Origin of the sequence: Halomonas sp. BMC6 (assembly GCF_964204995.1) — a bacterium.
Classification (GTDB): Bacteria; Pseudomonadota; Gammaproteobacteria; order Pseudomonadales; family Halomonadaceae; genus Vreelandella.
Window position 1 is genome coordinate 2,573,644 of record NZ_CAXNSH010000001.1, and the last position, 16,493, is coordinate 2,590,136.

The 16,493-nt window shown below is 60.3% G+C and carries 16 protein-coding genes; 7 read left to right on the plus strand and 9 right to left on the minus strand.

The annotated features are described in order from the left end of the window. Window positions 1–2: 2 nt before the first annotated feature. From AB6K10_RS12335 to AB6K10_RS12350, 4 genes are read right to left on the minus strand one after another with little or no spacing between them, the layout of a single operon-like run. Window positions 3–272 (minus strand): hypothetical protein, encoded by a 270-nt coding sequence (locus AB6K10_RS12335; RefSeq protein ID WP_062375866.1) that lies wholly within the window; start codon window positions 270–272, stop codon window positions 3–5. Beyond that, window positions 262–1,923, minus strand: a complete 1,662-nt coding sequence (locus AB6K10_RS12340; protein ID WP_339118472.1) for an IS66 family transposase — start codon at window positions 1,921–1,923, stop codon at window positions 262–264. Before AB6K10_RS12340 ends, AB6K10_RS12335 begins: the two co-directional genes overlap by 11 nt. Before the next feature lie 28 nt (window positions 1,924–1,951). Continuing rightward, the gene (gene tnpB, locus AB6K10_RS12345; RefSeq protein WP_044630870.1) at window positions 1,952–2,296 is read right to left on the minus strand and encodes an IS66 family insertion sequence element accessory protein TnpB; all 345 of its coding nucleotides are present in this window, start codon (window positions 2,294–2,296) and stop codon (window positions 1,952–1,954) included. Continuing rightward, window positions 2,293–2,580 carry a hypothetical protein gene (locus AB6K10_RS12350; RefSeq protein ID WP_016915086.1) on the minus strand — a complete coding sequence of 96 codons (288 nt, stop codon included), beginning with the start codon at window positions 2,578–2,580 and terminating at the stop codon, window positions 2,293–2,295. Before AB6K10_RS12350 ends, tnpB begins: the two co-directional genes overlap by 4 nt. Before the next feature lie 98 nt (window positions 2,581–2,678). Between AB6K10_RS12350 and AB6K10_RS12355 the strand changes: the two genes are divergently transcribed. After that, complete coding sequence (locus AB6K10_RS12355) at window positions 2,679–3,422, plus strand: hypothetical protein (RefSeq protein ID WP_305947480.1); 744 nt, start codon at window positions 2,679–2,681, stop codon at window positions 3,420–3,422. 95 nt (window positions 3,423–3,517) lie between these two features. Here AB6K10_RS12355 and AB6K10_RS12360 read toward each other — a convergent pair whose 3' ends face one another. Next, window positions 3,518–4,405, minus strand: a complete 888-nt coding sequence (locus AB6K10_RS12360; RefSeq protein ID WP_159342153.1) for a LysR family transcriptional regulator — start codon at window positions 4,403–4,405, stop codon at window positions 3,518–3,520. A 129-nt stretch (window positions 4,406–4,534) separates the two neighbouring features. Between AB6K10_RS12360 and AB6K10_RS12365 the strand changes: the two genes are divergently transcribed. Then, window positions 4,535–6,130, plus strand: coding sequence for an NADH-quinone oxidoreductase subunit L (locus tag AB6K10_RS12365; protein WP_339118853.1), 1,596 nt, complete (start codon window positions 4,535–4,537; stop codon window positions 6,128–6,130). Next, window positions 6,127–8,508: a putative inorganic carbon transporter subunit DabA gene (locus AB6K10_RS12370; protein ID WP_339118854.1), complete on the plus strand. Its 2,382-nt coding sequence runs from the start codon at window positions 6,127–6,129 to the stop codon at window positions 8,506–8,508. The genes AB6K10_RS12365 and AB6K10_RS12370 overlap by 4 nt, the downstream gene beginning before the upstream one ends. Here the strand turns inward: AB6K10_RS12370 and AB6K10_RS12375 are convergent. Genes AB6K10_RS12375 through AB6K10_RS12385 form a run of 3 tightly spaced genes read right to left on the minus strand, consistent with a single transcriptional unit; the run spans window position 8,490 to window position 12,777 of the window. Next, window positions 8,490–9,641 carry a lipocalin-like domain-containing protein gene (locus tag AB6K10_RS12375; protein WP_339118855.1) on the minus strand — a complete coding sequence of 384 codons (1,152 nt, stop codon included), beginning with the start codon at window positions 9,639–9,641 and terminating at the stop codon, window positions 8,490–8,492. The genes AB6K10_RS12370 and AB6K10_RS12375 overlap by 19 nt on opposite strands. Continuing rightward, complete coding sequence (locus AB6K10_RS12380) at window positions 9,638–12,115, minus strand: ABC transporter permease (RefSeq protein ID WP_339118856.1); 2,478 nt, start codon at window positions 12,113–12,115, stop codon at window positions 9,638–9,640. The genes AB6K10_RS12375 and AB6K10_RS12380 overlap by 4 nt, the downstream gene beginning before the upstream one ends. Further along, the gene (locus tag AB6K10_RS12385) at window positions 12,112–12,777 is read right to left on the minus strand and encodes an ABC transporter ATP-binding protein (protein WP_339118857.1); all 666 of its coding nucleotides are present in this window, start codon (window positions 12,775–12,777) and stop codon (window positions 12,112–12,114) included. Before AB6K10_RS12385 ends, AB6K10_RS12380 begins: the two co-directional genes overlap by 4 nt. Before the next feature lie 129 nt (window positions 12,778–12,906). Here AB6K10_RS12385 and AB6K10_RS12390 point away from each other — a divergent pair, with 129 nt between their 5' ends. The 4 genes from AB6K10_RS12390 to AB6K10_RS12405 all read left to right on the plus strand — a co-directional run bounded on the left by AB6K10_RS12390 (window position 12,907) and on the right by AB6K10_RS12405 (window position 15,504). Beyond that, window positions 12,907–13,092 (plus strand): hypothetical protein, encoded by a 186-nt coding sequence (locus AB6K10_RS12390; RefSeq protein ID WP_339118858.1) that lies wholly within the window; start codon window positions 12,907–12,909, stop codon window positions 13,090–13,092. Between the two features lie 81 nt (window positions 13,093–13,173). Continuing rightward, window positions 13,174–14,208, plus strand: coding sequence for a hydrolase (locus tag AB6K10_RS12395; RefSeq protein WP_339118859.1), 1,035 nt, complete (start codon window positions 13,174–13,176; stop codon window positions 14,206–14,208). A 20-nt stretch (window positions 14,209–14,228) separates the two neighbouring features. Continuing rightward, a complete protein-coding gene (locus AB6K10_RS12400; RefSeq protein ID WP_339118860.1) occupies window positions 14,229–15,230 on the plus strand; it encodes an aldo/keto reductase in 1,002 nt (333 codons plus the stop codon). A 103-nt stretch (window positions 15,231–15,333) separates the two neighbouring features. Then, window positions 15,334–15,504 (plus strand): hypothetical protein, encoded by a 171-nt coding sequence (locus AB6K10_RS12405; protein WP_167520877.1) that lies wholly within the window; start codon window positions 15,334–15,336, stop codon window positions 15,502–15,504. A 90-nt stretch (window positions 15,505–15,594) separates the two neighbouring features. Here AB6K10_RS12405 and AB6K10_RS12410 read toward each other — a convergent pair whose 3' ends face one another. Beyond that, entirely contained in the window at window positions 15,595–16,371 is a 777-nt protein-coding gene (locus tag AB6K10_RS12410; protein ID WP_159342166.1) for a dienelactone hydrolase family protein, read from the minus strand. Window positions 16,372–16,493 lie beyond the last annotated feature (122 nt).

A 16,493-nucleotide genomic window follows, 5' to 3' on the forward strand; every position in this document is an offset into this window, starting at 1 on the left:
ACCTACTTCACGTCACGCAGAGGCCTAAGTAACTCCGGCGAGACCTTGTACTGTTTCCTGCCTTCCTCGCCCAGCACGATCACACTCTTGCGGTTGATCTTGGTGACGATCCCCAACACCGGTCCTTCTCGGCCTTCGAAGGTCACTTTCAGACCAACCCGCAACCGACTCAAGGCTTGCAGGGTTTCCTGTTCTTGCAGTTCATCAATGCGCTGGCAGATGTACTGGTTCAGTTCCAGCAACTCGTCGATGCTCATGTCCTCAATGCGCATGGACGACCTCCACCGGTGTGAGTTGCGTGGCTTGTCGGTCCGGATGACGGGGATCGATCAGAGCCCGTAGCGGATTCTCGGCGAACCGGATTTTCCAGCGCCGCGGAGTCAGGTTCGCCACTTCACTGGCGGGATGCTGACTGACGCGTTGCAGCACGTCCACCAGGTAAGTGTAGGGGTTAATATCGTGCAGCTTGCAGGTGCTGATCAGGCTCTGGATGATGCCCAGGTGTTCCGCGCCCAGTTCGGTCCAGCAGAACATCCAGTTTTTCTTGCCCATTGGAATGGGGCGTAGCGCCCGTTCCAGGTGGTTGGTGTCTGGCTGCACGTCCGGGTTTTCCAGGAACACGGTCAGGCTCGCTTCGCGACCGAGCACGTAGTTCAGGGCCTTGGTCAGCGGGTCGCTGGGCACGAGGCCGCCTTGTGCCAACTGATCCCGGCACCACTGGAAGAAGCCGCTGACGACCGGCTTCGCATGGTCCAGCCGGTATTGGCGCTTCTTCTCGCCGGTGAGCTCCTTTTCCTTAATGGTATCTTCAATCTGGTACAGCTTCGCGATCTGTTGCAGGGCTTCGGTGGCCTTCTCAGGATGATCCTTTTGGGCCTCAACGAAGCAACGGCGACTATGCACCCAGCATTGAGCATGAGTAATACCTTTCTGGGCCGCGGCATAGCGGGCATATGCGGCATAACCATCGCTGATCAGAGTGCCACTGAATTGGTCGTTCAGAACCTGCTCGATGTGCAGTCGGCCCCGACTGTTCGAGTAGGTAAACACCACTTCGTCGTCATCACCGTATAGGGGCCAGAACCAGCCTGTTTTCATCTTGCCTTTCTGCGGGCCTGCCCGGCCCTGGTGGCCCGCTTTGATGGGTGTTTCGTCCATGGCCAGCACCCGGCTGCGCAGCACGTTGTCGGTCTGGGCGTCCACAATGGGCCGAAGCAGGTCGATGGCCCGCTTCACCAGGTTCGTCAGGGTGCTGCGGCTGAGGGTAATACCCGCTTGTTGAATGCGCTGGTGCTGGCGATACAGCGGCAGGTGGAACTGGAACTTGTCCACCAGCAACCCGGCCAGCAGGCTGACATCGGCCAGGCTGTTGTCCAGCACGTTGAACGGGGCTGGCGTCGTCACAGGTTTTGAGTCAGTGCCCTTACGACGGAACACCGGGCGTTCGCATTTGAGCACCACATAGCTGGAGGCGCGCTGGGCCAGGCGATAAGTCGTTTTAGTGCCAATGATGTCGTACTGGTCGGCGTCCGGACCGGTCAGCTCCGGTGGCAGGTGTTCAATGACTTCCACCGGCACCCCGGCAGTAAAGCGCAGGCCAGTGTCGTTCAGACAATCGTCGTCCCGCTGCTTCTTGCCGGTGCCGCGCTGGTAAGCCTTAATAGTGCGTTTTTCTTCATCGGCAGGCTGTTCCGGTCGCGGTGCCTCCTCTGGCTGGAACAAGCTGTCCTGCCCGGGCAGATCGACCACCTGCTTCTCGGATTTGGGGCCGAACAGCTGCTTCTTGAACCAGTCTAACTGGTGTTTCAACTGCCGAATGGATTCCGCCTGGGCCTCCAACTGCTCCCGCAACAGTGCATTCTCCTCGGCCAGAGCCGAGGAGGAAAGTGTACCGGGAGAAGAAGCTGAAGCCGTTGAATTCATGGCCGATATTATACCGGAACTCTGTCTTCTATACCCCTCGAAAACGCTTGAACTGGCGGTATTTCTGCACCTCAATGCCGTCAATCAGCAGCTGCAAATCCGTCAGGGTCAGGGTTCGCTGACCGGAGGCGGATAACGGCACCCGGAACTGGCCCTGCTCCAGGCGCTTGGCCCACAGACAGTAACCGGTGGCGGTAAAGTAGAGCATCTTCATCTGGGTCTTACGGCGATTGACGAAGACAAAATACTGACCGCTGAGGGGGTCGTGCTTCAATTGATTCCGAACCAGGGCGCTCAGGCCCCGGAACGATTTGCGCATGTCGGTGGGCTCGGTGCACAGCCAGATGCGCGCCTGGCTATCGAGCCCGATCATCCGTTCTGGCTCAGCCGCAGTTCGACGCCGTTGCCCAGGCTCAGCACAATGTTCCAGCCTGGGCCGGACTGCGCCGCACCCATCAGAGAGGACAGGTCCAGAAAACCGGCTTCGCCGGAATCCGCTGAGTCACCGGCCGCCTGATCGGACAGGCGCTTGCGCCAGTTACAGAAACTGGCGTAGCCGATGTTCTCTTGTTTGCAGAACTTCGAAGCTGACAGACCACTGTCACGCTGCTGATTGACCAGAGCCTGCCACTGTTCGGGTGTGCGGTGCTTTCTCATGGGGGTAACCTCGTGTTGGAAAGTGTGAGGTTACTGTAGGGCGATTTTCAGCAGGGTGGCAGAACGTCGTGGAATGAACGCTTACGTTTGAAGAGCTAATGGCAGAGGTCGCGCCAAGTGATCTGGGGCCGAGTGAGCGAGCACGTCAGGTCAAGCGCGCAGAAGCCTACCTGCGAGCCCATGCAAAGGGCAGGCTAACCGATAAAGCCGATCTGCTGGCCGCGCTATCGCTCAAGTGGTTTCGGCTCAACTCGCTCTACAAGATCAAGGATAAGTCGGGAAGGAAGGTTCGCTTTAAGCCCAACGCCGCCCAACGGGAGCGATACCTTAGCGGCCACTGTCTTGACCTGATACTGAAGGCTCGCCAGTTGGGCTTTACCAGGTTCGAGATGATCGACGCGCTGGATGACTGCCTGTTCCGAGACAAGTTCTCAGCGGGGTGTATCTGCCACAAGCTCGAAGATGCGCAGGACATATTCAGGAACAAGATCACCTTCGCCTACGAGAACATCGACGACGCCTGGCACGCGCTGCTGAAAATGCTGGGTAGCAAGATACCCAAGGCGATTAGTGATAAGTCAGGCTCGGGTGCCTATTTCTTTGATAACGGCTCCAGTATTCGCGTCAGCACCTCCTACCGTGGCGGCACGCTGCAACGGCTTCATGTGTCGGAGTTCGGCAAAATCTGCCGCCAGTTCCCGCACAAGGCCAAAGAGATCGTCACCGGTGCCTTTGAAGCTGTAGGCATCGGCAATCAGATCACACTGGAATCGACCGCCGAAGGTATGTCTTCGACTACTGCCAAACAGCGCAGCAGCTCGAGGAAATGGGCCGCACGCTGACGGAGATAGACTTTCATTTCCATTTATTCCCGTGGTAGCAAGAGTCGACGTATACGATGGGCCCCAAGGGCTTCGTTTAAAAGCGATAATCGCTGCTAATCCAACAACGACTCGCCCGTGCGGGTAAGCAGAGCTTTCAGGCTAGGCGACTCGAACCGACGCTGAATGGTAATGGCGTAGAACTCCTCCCACACGCCGGGCAGTGCGCCGTAATCTTTCAGCGTACCGTTATGCAGCTCGTCGCGCACGACGACCGGCGGCATGACGGCGATGTGCTGGGTATCCCGCGCCAGCAGACGCATCATGGCCATGTCGTCCACTTCGGCAGCGATCTTGGGCGTGAGGCGGTAGTGGCCGCATAGCTGATCGAAAGCGTGACGCGTGGCGTTTTCCACTCCGGGCAGAATGAAGGCGTGCCCGTTCAATGCGCTGGGAAATACCGGCGGTGGCGTGAGGTGCGGTGTTGCGATCAAGCTCACCGGCTGGCGCGCCAAACGCTGTGAGCGCCAAGGATGCTCACTGTCTCCGCGAACGGGCTGGTTCGAGAGCACGACATCAAGCTTATGGGCTGACAGGCGTCTTAGCAGGTCGTCCAGCCCACCGCTTTGTAATATCAAATCTAGATCGTCTCGGCCTAGCAGCGGCCGCACGAACCCCTCCTGAAAGTTACGCGACAGCGTGGCGACGGCACCTACGCGCACCACCTCGCGGTGGGCGTGGCCACCTTCGGCAAACAGTGCGCTAAGCTCCTCGCCTTGGGTGAAAATGGCTTCTGCGTAGTCGAACGCGAGCCTGCCCGCTTCAGAAAGATGCAGCTGACGCCCCTCACGGATGAACAGTGCCTGGCCCAGGCGCTCCTCCAACTGACGAATTTGTTGCGAAAGCGACGACTGCGACACGTGCAGCGCCTCGGCCGTGCGGGTCAGGTGGCCCGATTTTGCCACCTGCCAAAAGTAGTAAAGATGGTGGTAGTTAAGCTTCATGGCAGCGTCGTCTCGGTAGCGGTTGGGCTCTTCGTTCTGTTTTAGTGAACGTTTTATCAGATATAAACTATTTTTTATATGGTGGCGAGAACGGCATAGTCCTTGGCATACGACCAAGGGAGAACGGTTATGCCACATGTCATCGAGATCGCAGTGCTGTCACTGCTGGCGCTCTGGTTATTGATTCCGGTATCGCTGCTGGTAATGGCGGGTGCCAGCGCTCGCGCCAGCTCGCCCGCATCGCTTCAGCGCGCGTGGAAAGTCGGCCGCGTACTCACCGTCAGTGCGCTAACGGCCAGCCTGGCCGTAGGCGGCCTGCTGGTGCTGGATGCGCTGGGTTTGCCCACTGGCCTGCCTGAAGCGGCTCAGCCGCTGGGGCTATACCCCGATGGTTTGGCCGTGTGGATGGCACTGCTCATCAGTTTATTAGGCACCGTCTTGCTGCGCTTTGCCGAAGGGTACTTGCAAGGTGACCGTGGTGAACGTCGCTTTTTACCCTGGTGCTTGGTCGTACTCGCCAGTGTCATGCTGCTGGTGTTCACCCACCACTTGGTCGTTATGCTGATTGCATGGGTGGGCGTGAGCGTGGCACTCCATCATCTTTTGACGCTCTACCCCGAGCGTGTCGAAGCCCAGCGGGCGGCGTGGCAGAAATTCGTCGTAAGCCGCATTGGCGATGCCGCCTTGATCGCAGCAGTGGCGCTGCTGTATGCCCGTTTTGGCACGTTCGAACTCCCCGAACTGTTCGCAGCGGCGGCGGTGGCAAGCGGTGGCTGGCAATTGGAAGCCGCCTCGGTGGCGCTGGCAGTGGCGGCGCTGTGCAAGTGTGCCCAGGTGCCGATGCATGGCTGGCTGATTAAAGTGATGGAAGCGCCCACACCGGTGTCTGCGCTGCTGCATGCTGGCGTGATCAACCTGGGTGGTTTCGTGTGGCTGCGCCTGTTTCCGGTCTTCGATGGCTTGACGTTGGGGCACTACCTGTTGATTGCCGTCGGCGGCTTTACAGCACTTGTAGCGGTGATGACGATGCTCACGCAAACGTCCGTCAAACACGCTCTGGCGTGGTCTACCTGTGCGCAAATGGGCTTCATGCTGTTTGAAATCGGCGTAGGCGCTTATACGCTGGCGCTGGCGCATTTGTTGGCGCACTCGCTCTACAAAGCGCACTCGTTCCTGGCATCTGGCCGTACCGTTCGCGCGGCACGCTGCGAACGCTTGCCACTGGCCCCGCTGCGTCAGCGCCTCTCCCTTGCGCTACCCGCAGCAGCGTTGGCCGCGGTGCTGCTGGCCATCTTCCCGGTACTGGTGAGCCACAATCCACTGTTAGGCGCGCTATTGAGCTTGGCGGTTGGCAGTACGCTGCTGGGAATGCCGGTGGGCACGGCTAAACCCAAGCGTGTGGCGCTGTTCGCCATGGCGCTGGCACTGGTACCGCTGTATGCCTTGCTGCACAGCGTGTTGGCGCCTGCGTTGCCGAGTGCGTACGCGCCTCTGACACTCACGGCGGCCTTGCTGGGTACCTTGATGTTGGCAAGCCTCGTGCTCGCTGCCGGTGCCGTAACGCTCTTCCCTCAGGCAAGCTGTGTGGCGCGCTGGCGCGTTCACTTTAGCCAAGGCCTGTATCTGGCGCTGCCGTTCCAACGCGCGGTGGATGCGGTGGCCCCCATTCGCCCCTGGTCGCGCCCAGCCTCCTTGGCGCCTGGTTTGAAAGGAGAGTGGTCATGAATCAGTCACCGGTGTCAGAAACCGCGATGTCTTCCGCCCGGCAAACGGCGCCTTACCATGATGCGGTGACACGAGCGACCGATGCCATCGCCCCGGTATGGCCGTTGGATCAGTGGATTGCGGTCAACCCGTGGTGGGGAGTGAAGCATCGGCCTATCGAGCGGGTAAGCCACGCACTGACCCGTCGCGCCGGGCAGCCGATGACCATGCCTGCCGAGTTCTATCGTCATGCCTGGGAAACGGGGCGAATCACGCGGCAAGATGTGCATCAGGCGCTACGTCAGGGTGGATACGCCTACAGTGAGCAGAGCGTGATCGGTTATTTGACAGCGCCCCCAAAAATGACCGCTTCGCTGCATAGCGCCTGGGATCGTCTGGAGGGCCATACCGGGTTCGATCCGCTCGCGGAGAGCTGCGCCAGCTACTTCGATCAGCATCAGCAGCGCTGGTCGGCGCCTGCTGGAGAGTCGCTGTATCACTACTGGAAAAGTATGGCGCAGCACGATCTACGCTGGCCTAAGGCCCTGCGCCAAGCGATGCAAACGCTGCCCGATGAGCCGAAGGCTGTAATCGAGCAGGTGGCGGTGGACTGGGCGCTTACGCCGGAAGCCTTCGAAGTGTTGACCCATACGCTCTTGCTGAGGGTGAATGGCTGGGCATCCTGGTGTCAGGGCATGGGTTGGCACAGCGCCCATCAGCAGGAGGCGGCCGGTATTCACCAACTGACAGCGATGGCGCTGGCCTGGGAGTGGCTTGGTGTCAATCAACTCACCAGTATTCAGCAGAGTGAATGGCTTGCCCAATGGCAAGCCGATGAGGCGTCCACGCCTACCCAGCATGAAGCGCTGTGGTGCTGGCAGCACGCGTACGAGCTAGGCTATCAGCGGGTATTGGCGGCTTCGTTGGCAGCTCCAAGTGCTACGCACAGCACCACACCCGACGTTCAAGCTGCGTTTTGTATCGACGTTCGCTCCGAGCGCTTCCGTCGTCATTTAGAACATGCTGCTCCTACGGTCGCCACCCTGGGTGTGGCGGGCTTTTTCGCCATGCCGGTAGCCGATGCGGCCACGGGGCCAGAGCGTGCTCAGCCCCGCGTGCCCGGTTTGTTGAAACCGACCTATCGCGTGGGCTCACCAGATCCGACAACCCGGGGCGTGCAGCGCTATCAAAAAGAGAGCCAGCGGCAAAGCGTACGCCACGCCAAGTACGCGCCGCTCTCCACCTTTACACTGGTCGAGACCACTGGCATTGCCTGGGGCTGGAAGTTGATCAAAGACAGCCTGCGTAAGTCGGCATCGGTGCCGCAATGCGAGGCGCCTGCCGGATTGTTCCACACCTACGACGGTGAGCCGATTGCCCGCCATGAAAAGGTGGCGTTGGCCAAGAACCTGCTCACGCTGTTGGGCAACCCGAGCGCGTCGCTATTGGTGCTGGTGGGTCACGATTCACAAAGTGACAATAATCCGCACCATGCCGGGCTCACCTGCGGTGCCTGCGGCGGGCAGGGCGGTGGTATGAACGCCCGGGTCGCGGCTGCGCTATTGAACGACCGAGACGTTCAGCAATCGTTGCAGCAGGCGGGCGTCGCGCTACCCACCCCGTTCTTTGCGCTGGCGGCAACGCATTGCACGCTGACCGATCGGGTGCATGTTTACCGGGATGATCAAATGCCCAAGGCGCTGGAAAGCGCGTTGACCGCTTTCGAGAACGGCGCGCAGCGCGCTGGGGAGGCGACTCGGTTAGAGCGCGCATCTGATTTGGGCGTCAAAAGTGAGAGCGCGATCGATCGTTTGAAGGCCTTGGCCATGCGCGGTGCAGACTGGTCTCAGCCGCGGCCAGAATGGGGATTGGTCAATAACGCTGCGCTGGTGTTAGCCCCTAGGTCGCGCACGCAAGGCAAAGCGCTGGATGGCCGGGTCTTCCTGCATGAGTACCACCCTGACCAAGATCCGGAAGGCAGCGTGCTGGAAGGGTTGATGATGGCGCCGATGCTGGTCGCCAGCTGGATCAATCTGCAGTATTACGCATCCACCGTGGTGCCAGGACTTTACGGCGCGGGCAACAAGCTGCTGCACTCGGTCGTGGGAGGCCATGTGGGTGTCATTGAAGGTAACTCTCCTCAACTCCGCATTGGGTTACCGGAGCAGTCGCTTCGCGATGGCGACAAGCTTCATCACGAGCCGCTGCGTTTGACCGTGGTGATCGACGCACCCAGAGAGCGCATCGAGGCGATCATCGAGCGTCAGCCAGTGGTAGCGGATTTGATTCACCATCGTTGGCTGTGGCTGACGCGGCTGGGGGACAGTGGTTTGGAGCGCTATTCACCCGAAGGGTGGCAGCCCATCCTAGAGGAGTACGATCAGTCGTTTACCTCGTAGCCGGTCATTTCGAGATAGCCCACCCCCAGAGCCTCTTGTGTGGCGGTGTCTCGCACCGTCACGTCGCCTTCCCAGTAGGGCACGGTGGTGGGCATCCAGCGATTAGGGTGGCGGGCCTCGATGGTAAGGTCCAAGCCCGCGTCAGGCAGCGTTAGCTGCCACGTGGTTGGAATATCTCGCCGTGCCACGCGTTGAGTCTCAAGGGGTGTCAGGACAACGCCGTTGGTCCCTCGTTGCTGGGTCGTGCCCCGTGCGTCCATGAGGTGGGTGAACAGGTAGTCCCCGCCGTTCTCACCGCCGCCACGCAGCCGATACGCCATCAGCTTGCGTCCGTCGTTCAAATGCAGTGAAAACCAGTCCCAGCCGGTCTGCTCGGCGGTCAGCAGTTGGCTGCTCCACTCTCGGTCTAGCCAGCCCCTTCCCGTCACGGCTTTTTGCTCGCCGTGGAGCGTGACGCTTCCTTCGATACGTAAATAGGGCTGTGAGTAGTAGCGCGATCCCTGGCCTTGAACGGTTTTTGCGTTGAAACCATTGTCGCCGTGCCACACCAGTGGCCCGTCTGCGGTCAGAGAAAGCTTGTAGCCAAAGCGCTCCTCGCCGTCACCACTGTAGGCGCGAAGGGTGAACCGTTCGAAATTGTCGCTACCGGGGCTTTGAAGGTCCCAATCGTCGATCCACGCATGAAAGGGGAAGGCCGTGACCCCCGCTTGCCCTGGTGGCTGCTGGCTGTGGCTACGGGCAAACCGCTCGGCCGCAAGGTGAGTTTCCCCTTGCGAGAGCCCTAAGTGCGCCATCCATACCTGGTCGCTGGCCCAGTGAGCGGGTGCTGGGCGTTCATCCGGTGGCATGAGCGCTTGACGAAACAGCGTCCATTGAAGCCCCAGCGGCTGGCCAGCACTGTCTTCCAGGTTGGCAGTGAGGTACCACCACTCGATGCGGTAATCGGGATGGGGGCCGTGATCGGTTGGAAAGGTTAGCGGGCCGTCGGCGCTGGCCTGGGCGTAGCCCTCCGCCTGTGCCCCGAGCCCAGCGAAGCCCTCTTGCGATGGCGTAGTGCGGGGCTCGTCGCTGCATCCCGTTAAGATGCCGACTAGCCACCCGACGAGCATGGCGCGTTTCGCGTATCGCTTCATGTGTTTCCCTCACTCAGCAAGGCGCTTGGCCTGCTGCGCCACAGCCGCCAGCAAGGCAGAGCGGCTGCCAACAGGGCGACACCGACGGCGGTGATCATTAGGGTGGCGATCTCGCTGGGAAACAGCTGAAGCGGTAACCGCCAACCAAACGCTGCCACGTTGATGACGGCGACCAGCAGCCAGGTAATCGCGATGCCTAGCGGCAGGGCAAGCAGCCCGGTTAACAAGGCGAGTCCGCCGAGCTGGATCAGCGGAAGAGCGACCAGCGTTTTGCGTGGCACCCCCAGCGCCCAGAGCGTGGCGAGGTGGCGTTGGCGCTGCTGGGCTTGGGCCAACAGCGTGCTCAGCAGAGCCAAGGCAGCCACGCCCAGAGTGAGACCGTTCAGGGCGCGCGTGATGCTAAACGTGCGCTCGAAGATGGTCGTCGCTACCTGTTTGACCTCTTGCTGATCGACCAGCGCGTCACTGGAGAGGTTGAACCTCTCCATGAGCATACGACGAAACAGGGCGACGTCGGCGCCTTCTCGCAAAGCGACGCCCACGGTGGCCAACTCGCCTCCATAGCGTTGGGTCAGCGTGTCGACGGTCATGACGATCTGCGGTTGGGGATTTCCGTAGTCGGGATAAATTGCGGCGATAGTGGCTTCTTGGCTGCCCTGTGGACGAATGAGCGTCAGGGTGTCGCCGGGGGTGAGATCGTGTGCGAACGCCATCTGCTCGTTGATGAACACGCCGTCGCGTGTGAGCGCCTGCCACGCGGTGGTGTTGCCGCTTTGGGTCTCTGAGAGAGGCCAGTGCTCGGTCAGGCGCGGTACAGGCTGAATGCCGAAAAGCGGGATGCTGCCCGGTGGTACGTCCTGGCTACCCGATGCTCTGCGAACATTCACTACTTCGGTACTGCCTCTCGCGGTGGGTAACAGCGCCAGCACGCTCTCTTGGTCGCGTAGCCAGTCGTTGAGAGGCCCCAGAGTAGCCGGGGCCGCGTTGATGTAGAGTGGCGCACTCAGCCGCTGGTCCAGCCACTCCAGGAAGGTCAGCCGAAAGCCACCGACCATACTGCTCACGCCAAGATTCGTTGCGAGGGCAATCAGCAGCGCCATCATCGCCAGCGATAGGCGAGGAAGCTGTAGCTGTATATCCGCCACCGCCCACTGTAGCAGCGCCACGCGGCGAAAGACGGCCTGCAAACCGCGTAAGATGGCATCGAGCAACGGGGGTAAACAGAGCGCACAGGTGAGCAGCAGCGCAGCGACGAGCGTGAAACTCAGCATCAAACCACTGCCGGTGGGGAGCCTGCTAAGCCACAGTGCCAACCCAAGCGTCGATAGCACCGCTACCCCGCCCGCGATTCGCATGCGACGTAGCTGGCGCTGATAGGCACTGCGCCAGGCATGGGCATGCCCTAACGCGAGGACATCGAGAGTTGCGGCGCGCCATAGCGTGCCACTCGCGGCCAGCAATAACCCTCCTAACGTTATGGCAACGCTCCCCAGCCAGTAGTGCCACGGTAAGCTCAGCGCGTGTTGTACCTCGGCGCGATAGAGCGAATTGAGCGTGCTGGCAACGTCTGGTAGGAGGTTGCTCGCCAGCCACAGCCCACTGACCACGCCGGCGGCAGCCCCTAAGCCACCCAATATCAATAGCTCTATCGACATGGCCAGGGTGAGGCTGGCGGCCGGTACGCCCAGGGCACGAAGCGTGCGCATGGTCGACAATCGCTGCTCCATGGCCAAGCCCAGGGCGGCCTGCACGATGAACAAGCCTACGACCAGCGAGAGAAACGCCAGTGCAGTGAGATTGAGGTGGAAACTGTCGGTCAACTGCTCGGGGGATGACACACTGGCGGCCCCGGTCATCCGATAGCCGTTGGGCGGCCGCTCGATGGCATCGGGTTCGGTCACCAAGCGTAGCGTCGTCTGTTCCCCCATGAGCGCAGAGAGGGCGCCAATATCCATCACAAGCGTATCGGGCGGCAAGTCACTGCGCAGTTGAATCGGCGGCAGGGTGTAATCGCCAAGGGTGGGCCTCGTACCAGGGCCATCACCACGATTCAGCCCGAGGGAGGGCAACGTATCCGGGGCGAGCTGTGTTCGCCAAGGGGGTGTGATGAAGTCGATGAGCGAGCCGCTGCCTTCACCCGTGGGCAGCGTGAGGGGGTCGATACCCAACAGCGTCAGCGATACTCCTTCATGGGATATCGTGGCTTCCAACAGTGGGGAGACGGGTAGCCCAGCCCGGCGCAGAGCCAGGTAGTCATCCATGCGTAGCGGCTGACCATCCAAGCGGTCGAGCTGGTCGGTATCGGCGCTGAAGAGAGCGTTAGCGCGGGCATAACTCTCCTTTGCCGTGGCGTTAATCGCTTGAACGCTGCTCCATAGGGCGCTGGCGACCCACAGCCCCACCAGCAGCATCGCCAGTTGCGCAGGGTGGCGCGTGTAGTGGCTGAGTAGCGTGAGGAGGGCGCGCCCGATCATGAATGGGGATCCTGTAACTGCCCTCGGTGCAGGCGTAAGGTACGGTCCAGCGGAGCAGCAACGCGGGCGCTGTGCGTCACCACGAGCAGCGCACAGCGAGTTTCTTTGACCAGAGAGAGCAGCAACGTCAGGACGCCATCGGCGGTTTGCTCGTCTAAATTTCCGGTCGGTTCATCCGCCAGCAGTAACGCTGGGCGAACGGCGAGGGCCCGTCCGATCGACAGCCGCTGCTGCTGGCCGCCGGAGAGCTGTTCGGGGAGGTGCGCTTCCCTACCGGTTAGCCCTAATCGATCGATCAGATGGTGGCTCCACGCGGGGTCCTCCCTGCCCGCCAGCCGTGCTTGCAGGCGTAGGTTATCGGCCACATTCAGGCTAGGCACCAGATGAAACTGCTGAAAGACTAATCCTAACTGCTGTCGCCGCACCCGGGCGCGCTCGGCTTCGTTGAGCTGGGAGAGAGGTTGGTCGTTGATGATGACTTGACCGGTATCCGGGGTATCCAATCCGGCGGCTAAATGCAGCAAGGTCGATTTGCCGCTACCGGATTCGCCCATCAATGCCAGGCTGCTGCCAGGAGTGAGAGTGACGCTAACGCCATCGAGTACCTGAAGTTTGCCCTGTGGCGTGTGAAAGGCTTTGCTAAGCTGGTGCAGAGCAAGCATTGGCGTCTCCTGAGCGTGGCTAGGCCTCACTATAGCAAAACCAACCAGCAGAGAGGCATCCCCACGCCTGACGGGGGCGATGACAGATGTGTTAACAACCTCCACCAAGCGGGCCAACGAGGAAAGCACATGGAAAGGATTTACGCGTGGGATCATCGACACGAGCAGGTGGTGTATCGCATTCCTGGGCATACTCACAAGGATGGTCTAGAAGATAGTGATCTCTCACCGGTCTGGTTGCCGGCATCGCCCGACGAGTTACCTGAGGGCGTAGCCATCGACGATTTGCGCAAGGTCGATGTGAAAGAGGAGTGAGAGGTGCAAGCGCCTCAGGCACTGCGTTTTGTTAAAAGTTTGCTAAGCTAGCCTGCGATTTTCTTGGCGGGTACTCTTGGCATGCGCTTTTCAGACGTCCCTTTTCGACCGACGCGTTGGTTGCCCGGTGGGCACTTGCAAACGCTCTTTAGCCCACTGTTTCGTGCGAAGCCCTCCCTTGAGCGTCAACGTGAGCGGCTGACGCTAGACGATGGCGACTTCATCGATGTGGATTGGTACGGCCCCAAGGGGGACACGACGCGTTGCGCCGTTTTACTGCATGGCCTGACGGGCAGTTCTAATTCACTCTACATCCTTGGCCAACAGCGGGCGCTGGCGGCGCAGGGGTGGCAGAGCGTGGCGGTCAACTGGCGGGGGTGTTCCGGCGAACCCAATCATCGGGCGCGGGGCTATCATTCCGGCGCCAGTGAAGACCTTGCAGATATTCTCAATCAGCTTGCCTCGCGCTACCCGCACAAGCTCCTGGTGGCCGTGGGTTACTCCTTGGGCGGTAACGTACTGCTGAAATATCTCGGGGAGACGGGGCAACACAGCCCGCTGCAGGCAGCGGTCGCGGTGTCGGTGCCGTTTCGTCTGGATCACTGCGCCGACCGTATTAGTCAGGGGTTTTCGAGGGTGTATCAGGCGCGTTTTCTGCGTGACTTGCGCCGCTATGTCGAATCCAAACAGCGCGCCTTTCAAGCACAGGGCCGTGCTGACGAGCTTGCGCGGCTGACGTCGCTGGAAACACTGGACGGCATGAAGTCGTTCTGGGATTTCGATGGGCGTGTCACGGCCCCTTTGCACGGCTTTGCCAATGCCGATGAGTATTACCAGCGCAGCAGTAGTGCTTTCTTCGTGCCCGCCATTCAGGTGCCAACGCTCATCGTCCATGCCAAGGACGACCCTTTTATTTACCCCCACAGCGTGCCAACAGCCGATGCGTTACCGGACTGCGTGACGCTGGAGCTTTGGGAAAGCGGCGGGCATGTTGGGTTTATCGAAGGCGCTCCCTGGCGGCCCCGCTATTATCTCGAGCATCGTTTGCCCGCTTGGCTGGGCGAGCAGGTGACCCCGACGGCGTTGGCGCACCCCGCGCAGGCGATAGCGTCGTAATCATGGTTGAGAGGTGTTGTATGTCAGGGTTCTATGAACGTTTGAAGGAAGTCGACTCGCCGCGTATCGGTCTCGGCTGTATGAATTTATCCCATGGCTACGGACACGTCGTGCCCGAAGATGCGGGTATACGCGCGCTAAACGATGCCTTCGAGATGGGCTATCGCCATTTCGATACGGCCACGCTGTACGGAGGGACGGCGAATGAACGCTTGCTGGGCAAGGCGCTCACTTCCAAGCGCCAGGCATTTTTACTGGCCAGTAAGTGCGGCATGGCCATGGACCCAGAGAGCGGCAAACGCGTGATCGACGGGCGCCCTGAGACCCTCAAGCGCCAGTGCGAAGAGAGTCTTACGCGCCTGAAGACCGATCATCTGGATCTTTACTACCTGCACCGCATGGACCGTCAAGTTCCTATCCAGGAGAGCGTGGGAGCACTTGGGCGGCTGGTAGAGGAGGGCAAGGTGCGTGCCGTGGGCCTATCAGAAATTTCGGCCGATACCCTGCGTCAGGCGCATGCCGAGTACCCGATTGCGGCTGTGCAGTCGGAATACTCGCTATGGACGCGCAATCCCGAAATTGCCCTTAGTCAAGCATGCCAAGCGTTAGGAACGGCACTGGTCGCGTTTAGCCCGCTCGGGCGCGGCTTTCTGTCCGGTGCGATTCATGCCGCTACTGCGCTTGCAGAGGGGGACATGCGAGCGGGAATGCCGCGCTTCCAGGGTGAAAACCTTCGCCATAACCTGACGCTGCTGGCGCAGTTCCGGTCGGTGGCGCAGCGTTTGGAGATCACGCCAGCCCAACTGGCGCTGGCTTGGGTAAAGGCGCAGGGCAGCCATGTGATTCCGATTCCCGGGACACGCTCCGCCGCGCATATGCGTGAAAATCTCCAGGCCGAGCAGGTCGTACTGAGCGCGCCGGACGTAGCCCTGCTGAACGATATGATGCGTCCCCATGAGGTGGCCGGTGCCCGCTACAATGAGGCCCAGCAGGCGGATATCGACACTGAGGAGTTCGTCTAGCAGGACAGGCCGTTTATTTTGTGCGCTGCGTTGCTTTCTGGTAGCCCTGCGCTACTATTCGAGACATTCAGGCGAGCGTTTCGCCTGGCAAAGGAACGTGATCATGTTAAAAGGTTTAATCATCTGTTTTGCGGTGCTGTTTGCTCAGTTGACCGTGCTGAACATCATCGATGCCCGGCTCTACAATGCTCAGGATGCTCGCCAAGTCACCTCGACGGTCGCCACCCCGCACAAAGATGAGGATGAGGACGACACCGAAGCCCCGCCACTGTAAGCGCTACGTGTCATACAGGATGTGCCTGTGGGCAACGATAAAGGGTAGCGTCGGCTACCCTTTTTGATACAGGCTCCGTCTGCCGTGTGGTTACAACATCTCTTCGAGCCACTGATTGAAAGTGGCCCAGGATTGCTCATCGGCACGCTGGTGGTAACGGTCGCTGCCAAAGACACTGAACGCGTGCGGCGCACCCGAATAGATGCCGACTTCATAAGTCACTCCCGCCGCTTCCAGCTCTTCTGCCAACGTCGCCACAGCGTCTAGGCTGACGGCCTCATCGGCACCGCCGTGGGCAATGAAGATGGGAGGTGTATCGCTGGAGTAGGACTGGCCTTCGGGTGTGTCCAGCCCGCCATGGAAGCTCGTATAGGCGGCAACGTCGCTGGCTTCCCCAGAACGTGCGATCTCTAACGCGACCGTCCCGCCAAAACAGTAGCCCATGATGACCGTTTCGGTAGCGGCTCCCGATGCTCGGGCTTGCTCCAGCCCAGCCAGCGTGAGCGTGCGCATGCGGTCGCGGTCCTGGTAAAGCGCTTGCGTAGCGGCTTGCTTGTCTTCGACGGCTTGTGGGCGATTGCCTGCACCAAACAGGTCGACAGCAAACGCATCGTACCCTTGCTCTGCCAGCATATCGGCGCGCTGGCGCTCGTAGTCATCCACGCCGTCCCAATCGTGGACGATGATGACGCTGCCTTTGGCATTGTCGCCCCCGGAGACGAAGTAACCCTCGAAGCGCTCGCCGTTCACTTCGTAGGAAATATCGTCACCGCTGGGTGTGAAACCGTAAGCCGCCGTTGAAAGGGCTAGTGTAGAGAAGGTAAAAATACTCACACGAGAGAGTAAGGTAGGGATCTTATGATGCATGGCTCTGTCCAAGTCGTTGTGGAAGTTAAAGCATAGTCAACTTGTCTGTAGGAGGGGCACAAACGCATCTGGGGAACGTGGAAGACTAACACTTGCGTCTGGAACTAGGTAACGGCATGCTT

Bases quoted from the DNA above. Each gene is read 5' to 3' on its own strand.
- AB6K10_RS12335 (WP_062375866.1), bottom strand. From the start codon at position 272: ATGCGCATTGAGGACATGAGCATCGACGAGTTGCTGGAACTGAACCAG.
- AB6K10_RS12340 (WP_339118472.1), bottom strand. From the start codon at position 1,923: ATGAATTCAACGGCTTCAGCTTCTTCTCCCGGTACACTTTCCTCCTCG.
- tnpB (WP_044630870.1), bottom strand. From the start codon at position 2,296: ATGATCGGGCTCGATAGCCAGGCGCGCATCTGGCTGTGCACCGAGCCC.
- AB6K10_RS12350 (WP_016915086.1), bottom strand. From the start codon at position 2,580: ATGAGAAAGCACCGCACACCCGAACAGTGGCAGGCTCTGGTCAATCAG.
- AB6K10_RS12355 (WP_305947480.1), top strand. From the start codon at position 2,679: ATGGCAGAGGTCGCGCCAAGTGATCTGGGGCCGAGTGAGCGAGCACGT.
- AB6K10_RS12360 (WP_159342153.1), bottom strand. From the start codon at position 4,405: ATGAAGCTTAACTACCACCATCTTTACTACTTTTGGCAGGTGGCAAAA.
- AB6K10_RS12365 (WP_339118853.1), top strand. From the start codon at position 4,535: ATGCCACATGTCATCGAGATCGCAGTGCTGTCACTGCTGGCGCTCTGG.
- AB6K10_RS12370 (WP_339118854.1), top strand. From the start codon at position 6,127: ATGAATCAGTCACCGGTGTCAGAAACCGCGATGTCTTCCGCCCGGCAA.
- AB6K10_RS12375 (WP_339118855.1), bottom strand. From the start codon at position 9,641: ATGAAGCGATACGCGAAACGCGCCATGCTCGTCGGGTGGCTAGTCGGC.
- AB6K10_RS12380 (WP_339118856.1), bottom strand. From the start codon at position 12,115: ATGATCGGGCGCGCCCTCCTCACGCTACTCAGCCACTACACGCGCCAC.
- AB6K10_RS12385 (WP_339118857.1), bottom strand. From the start codon at position 12,777: ATGCTTGCTCTGCACCAGCTTAGCAAAGCCTTTCACACGCCACAGGGC.
- AB6K10_RS12390 (WP_339118858.1), top strand. From the start codon at position 12,907: ATGGAAAGGATTTACGCGTGGGATCATCGACACGAGCAGGTGGTGTAT.
- AB6K10_RS12395 (WP_339118859.1), top strand. From the start codon at position 13,174: ATGCGCTTTTCAGACGTCCCTTTTCGACCGACGCGTTGGTTGCCCGGT.
- AB6K10_RS12400 (WP_339118860.1), top strand. From the start codon at position 14,229: ATGTCAGGGTTCTATGAACGTTTGAAGGAAGTCGACTCGCCGCGTATC.
- AB6K10_RS12405 (WP_167520877.1), top strand. From the start codon at position 15,334: ATGTTAAAAGGTTTAATCATCTGTTTTGCGGTGCTGTTTGCTCAGTTG.
- AB6K10_RS12410 (WP_159342166.1), bottom strand. From the start codon at position 16,371: ATGCATCATAAGATCCCTACCTTACTCTCTCGTGTGAGTATTTTTACC.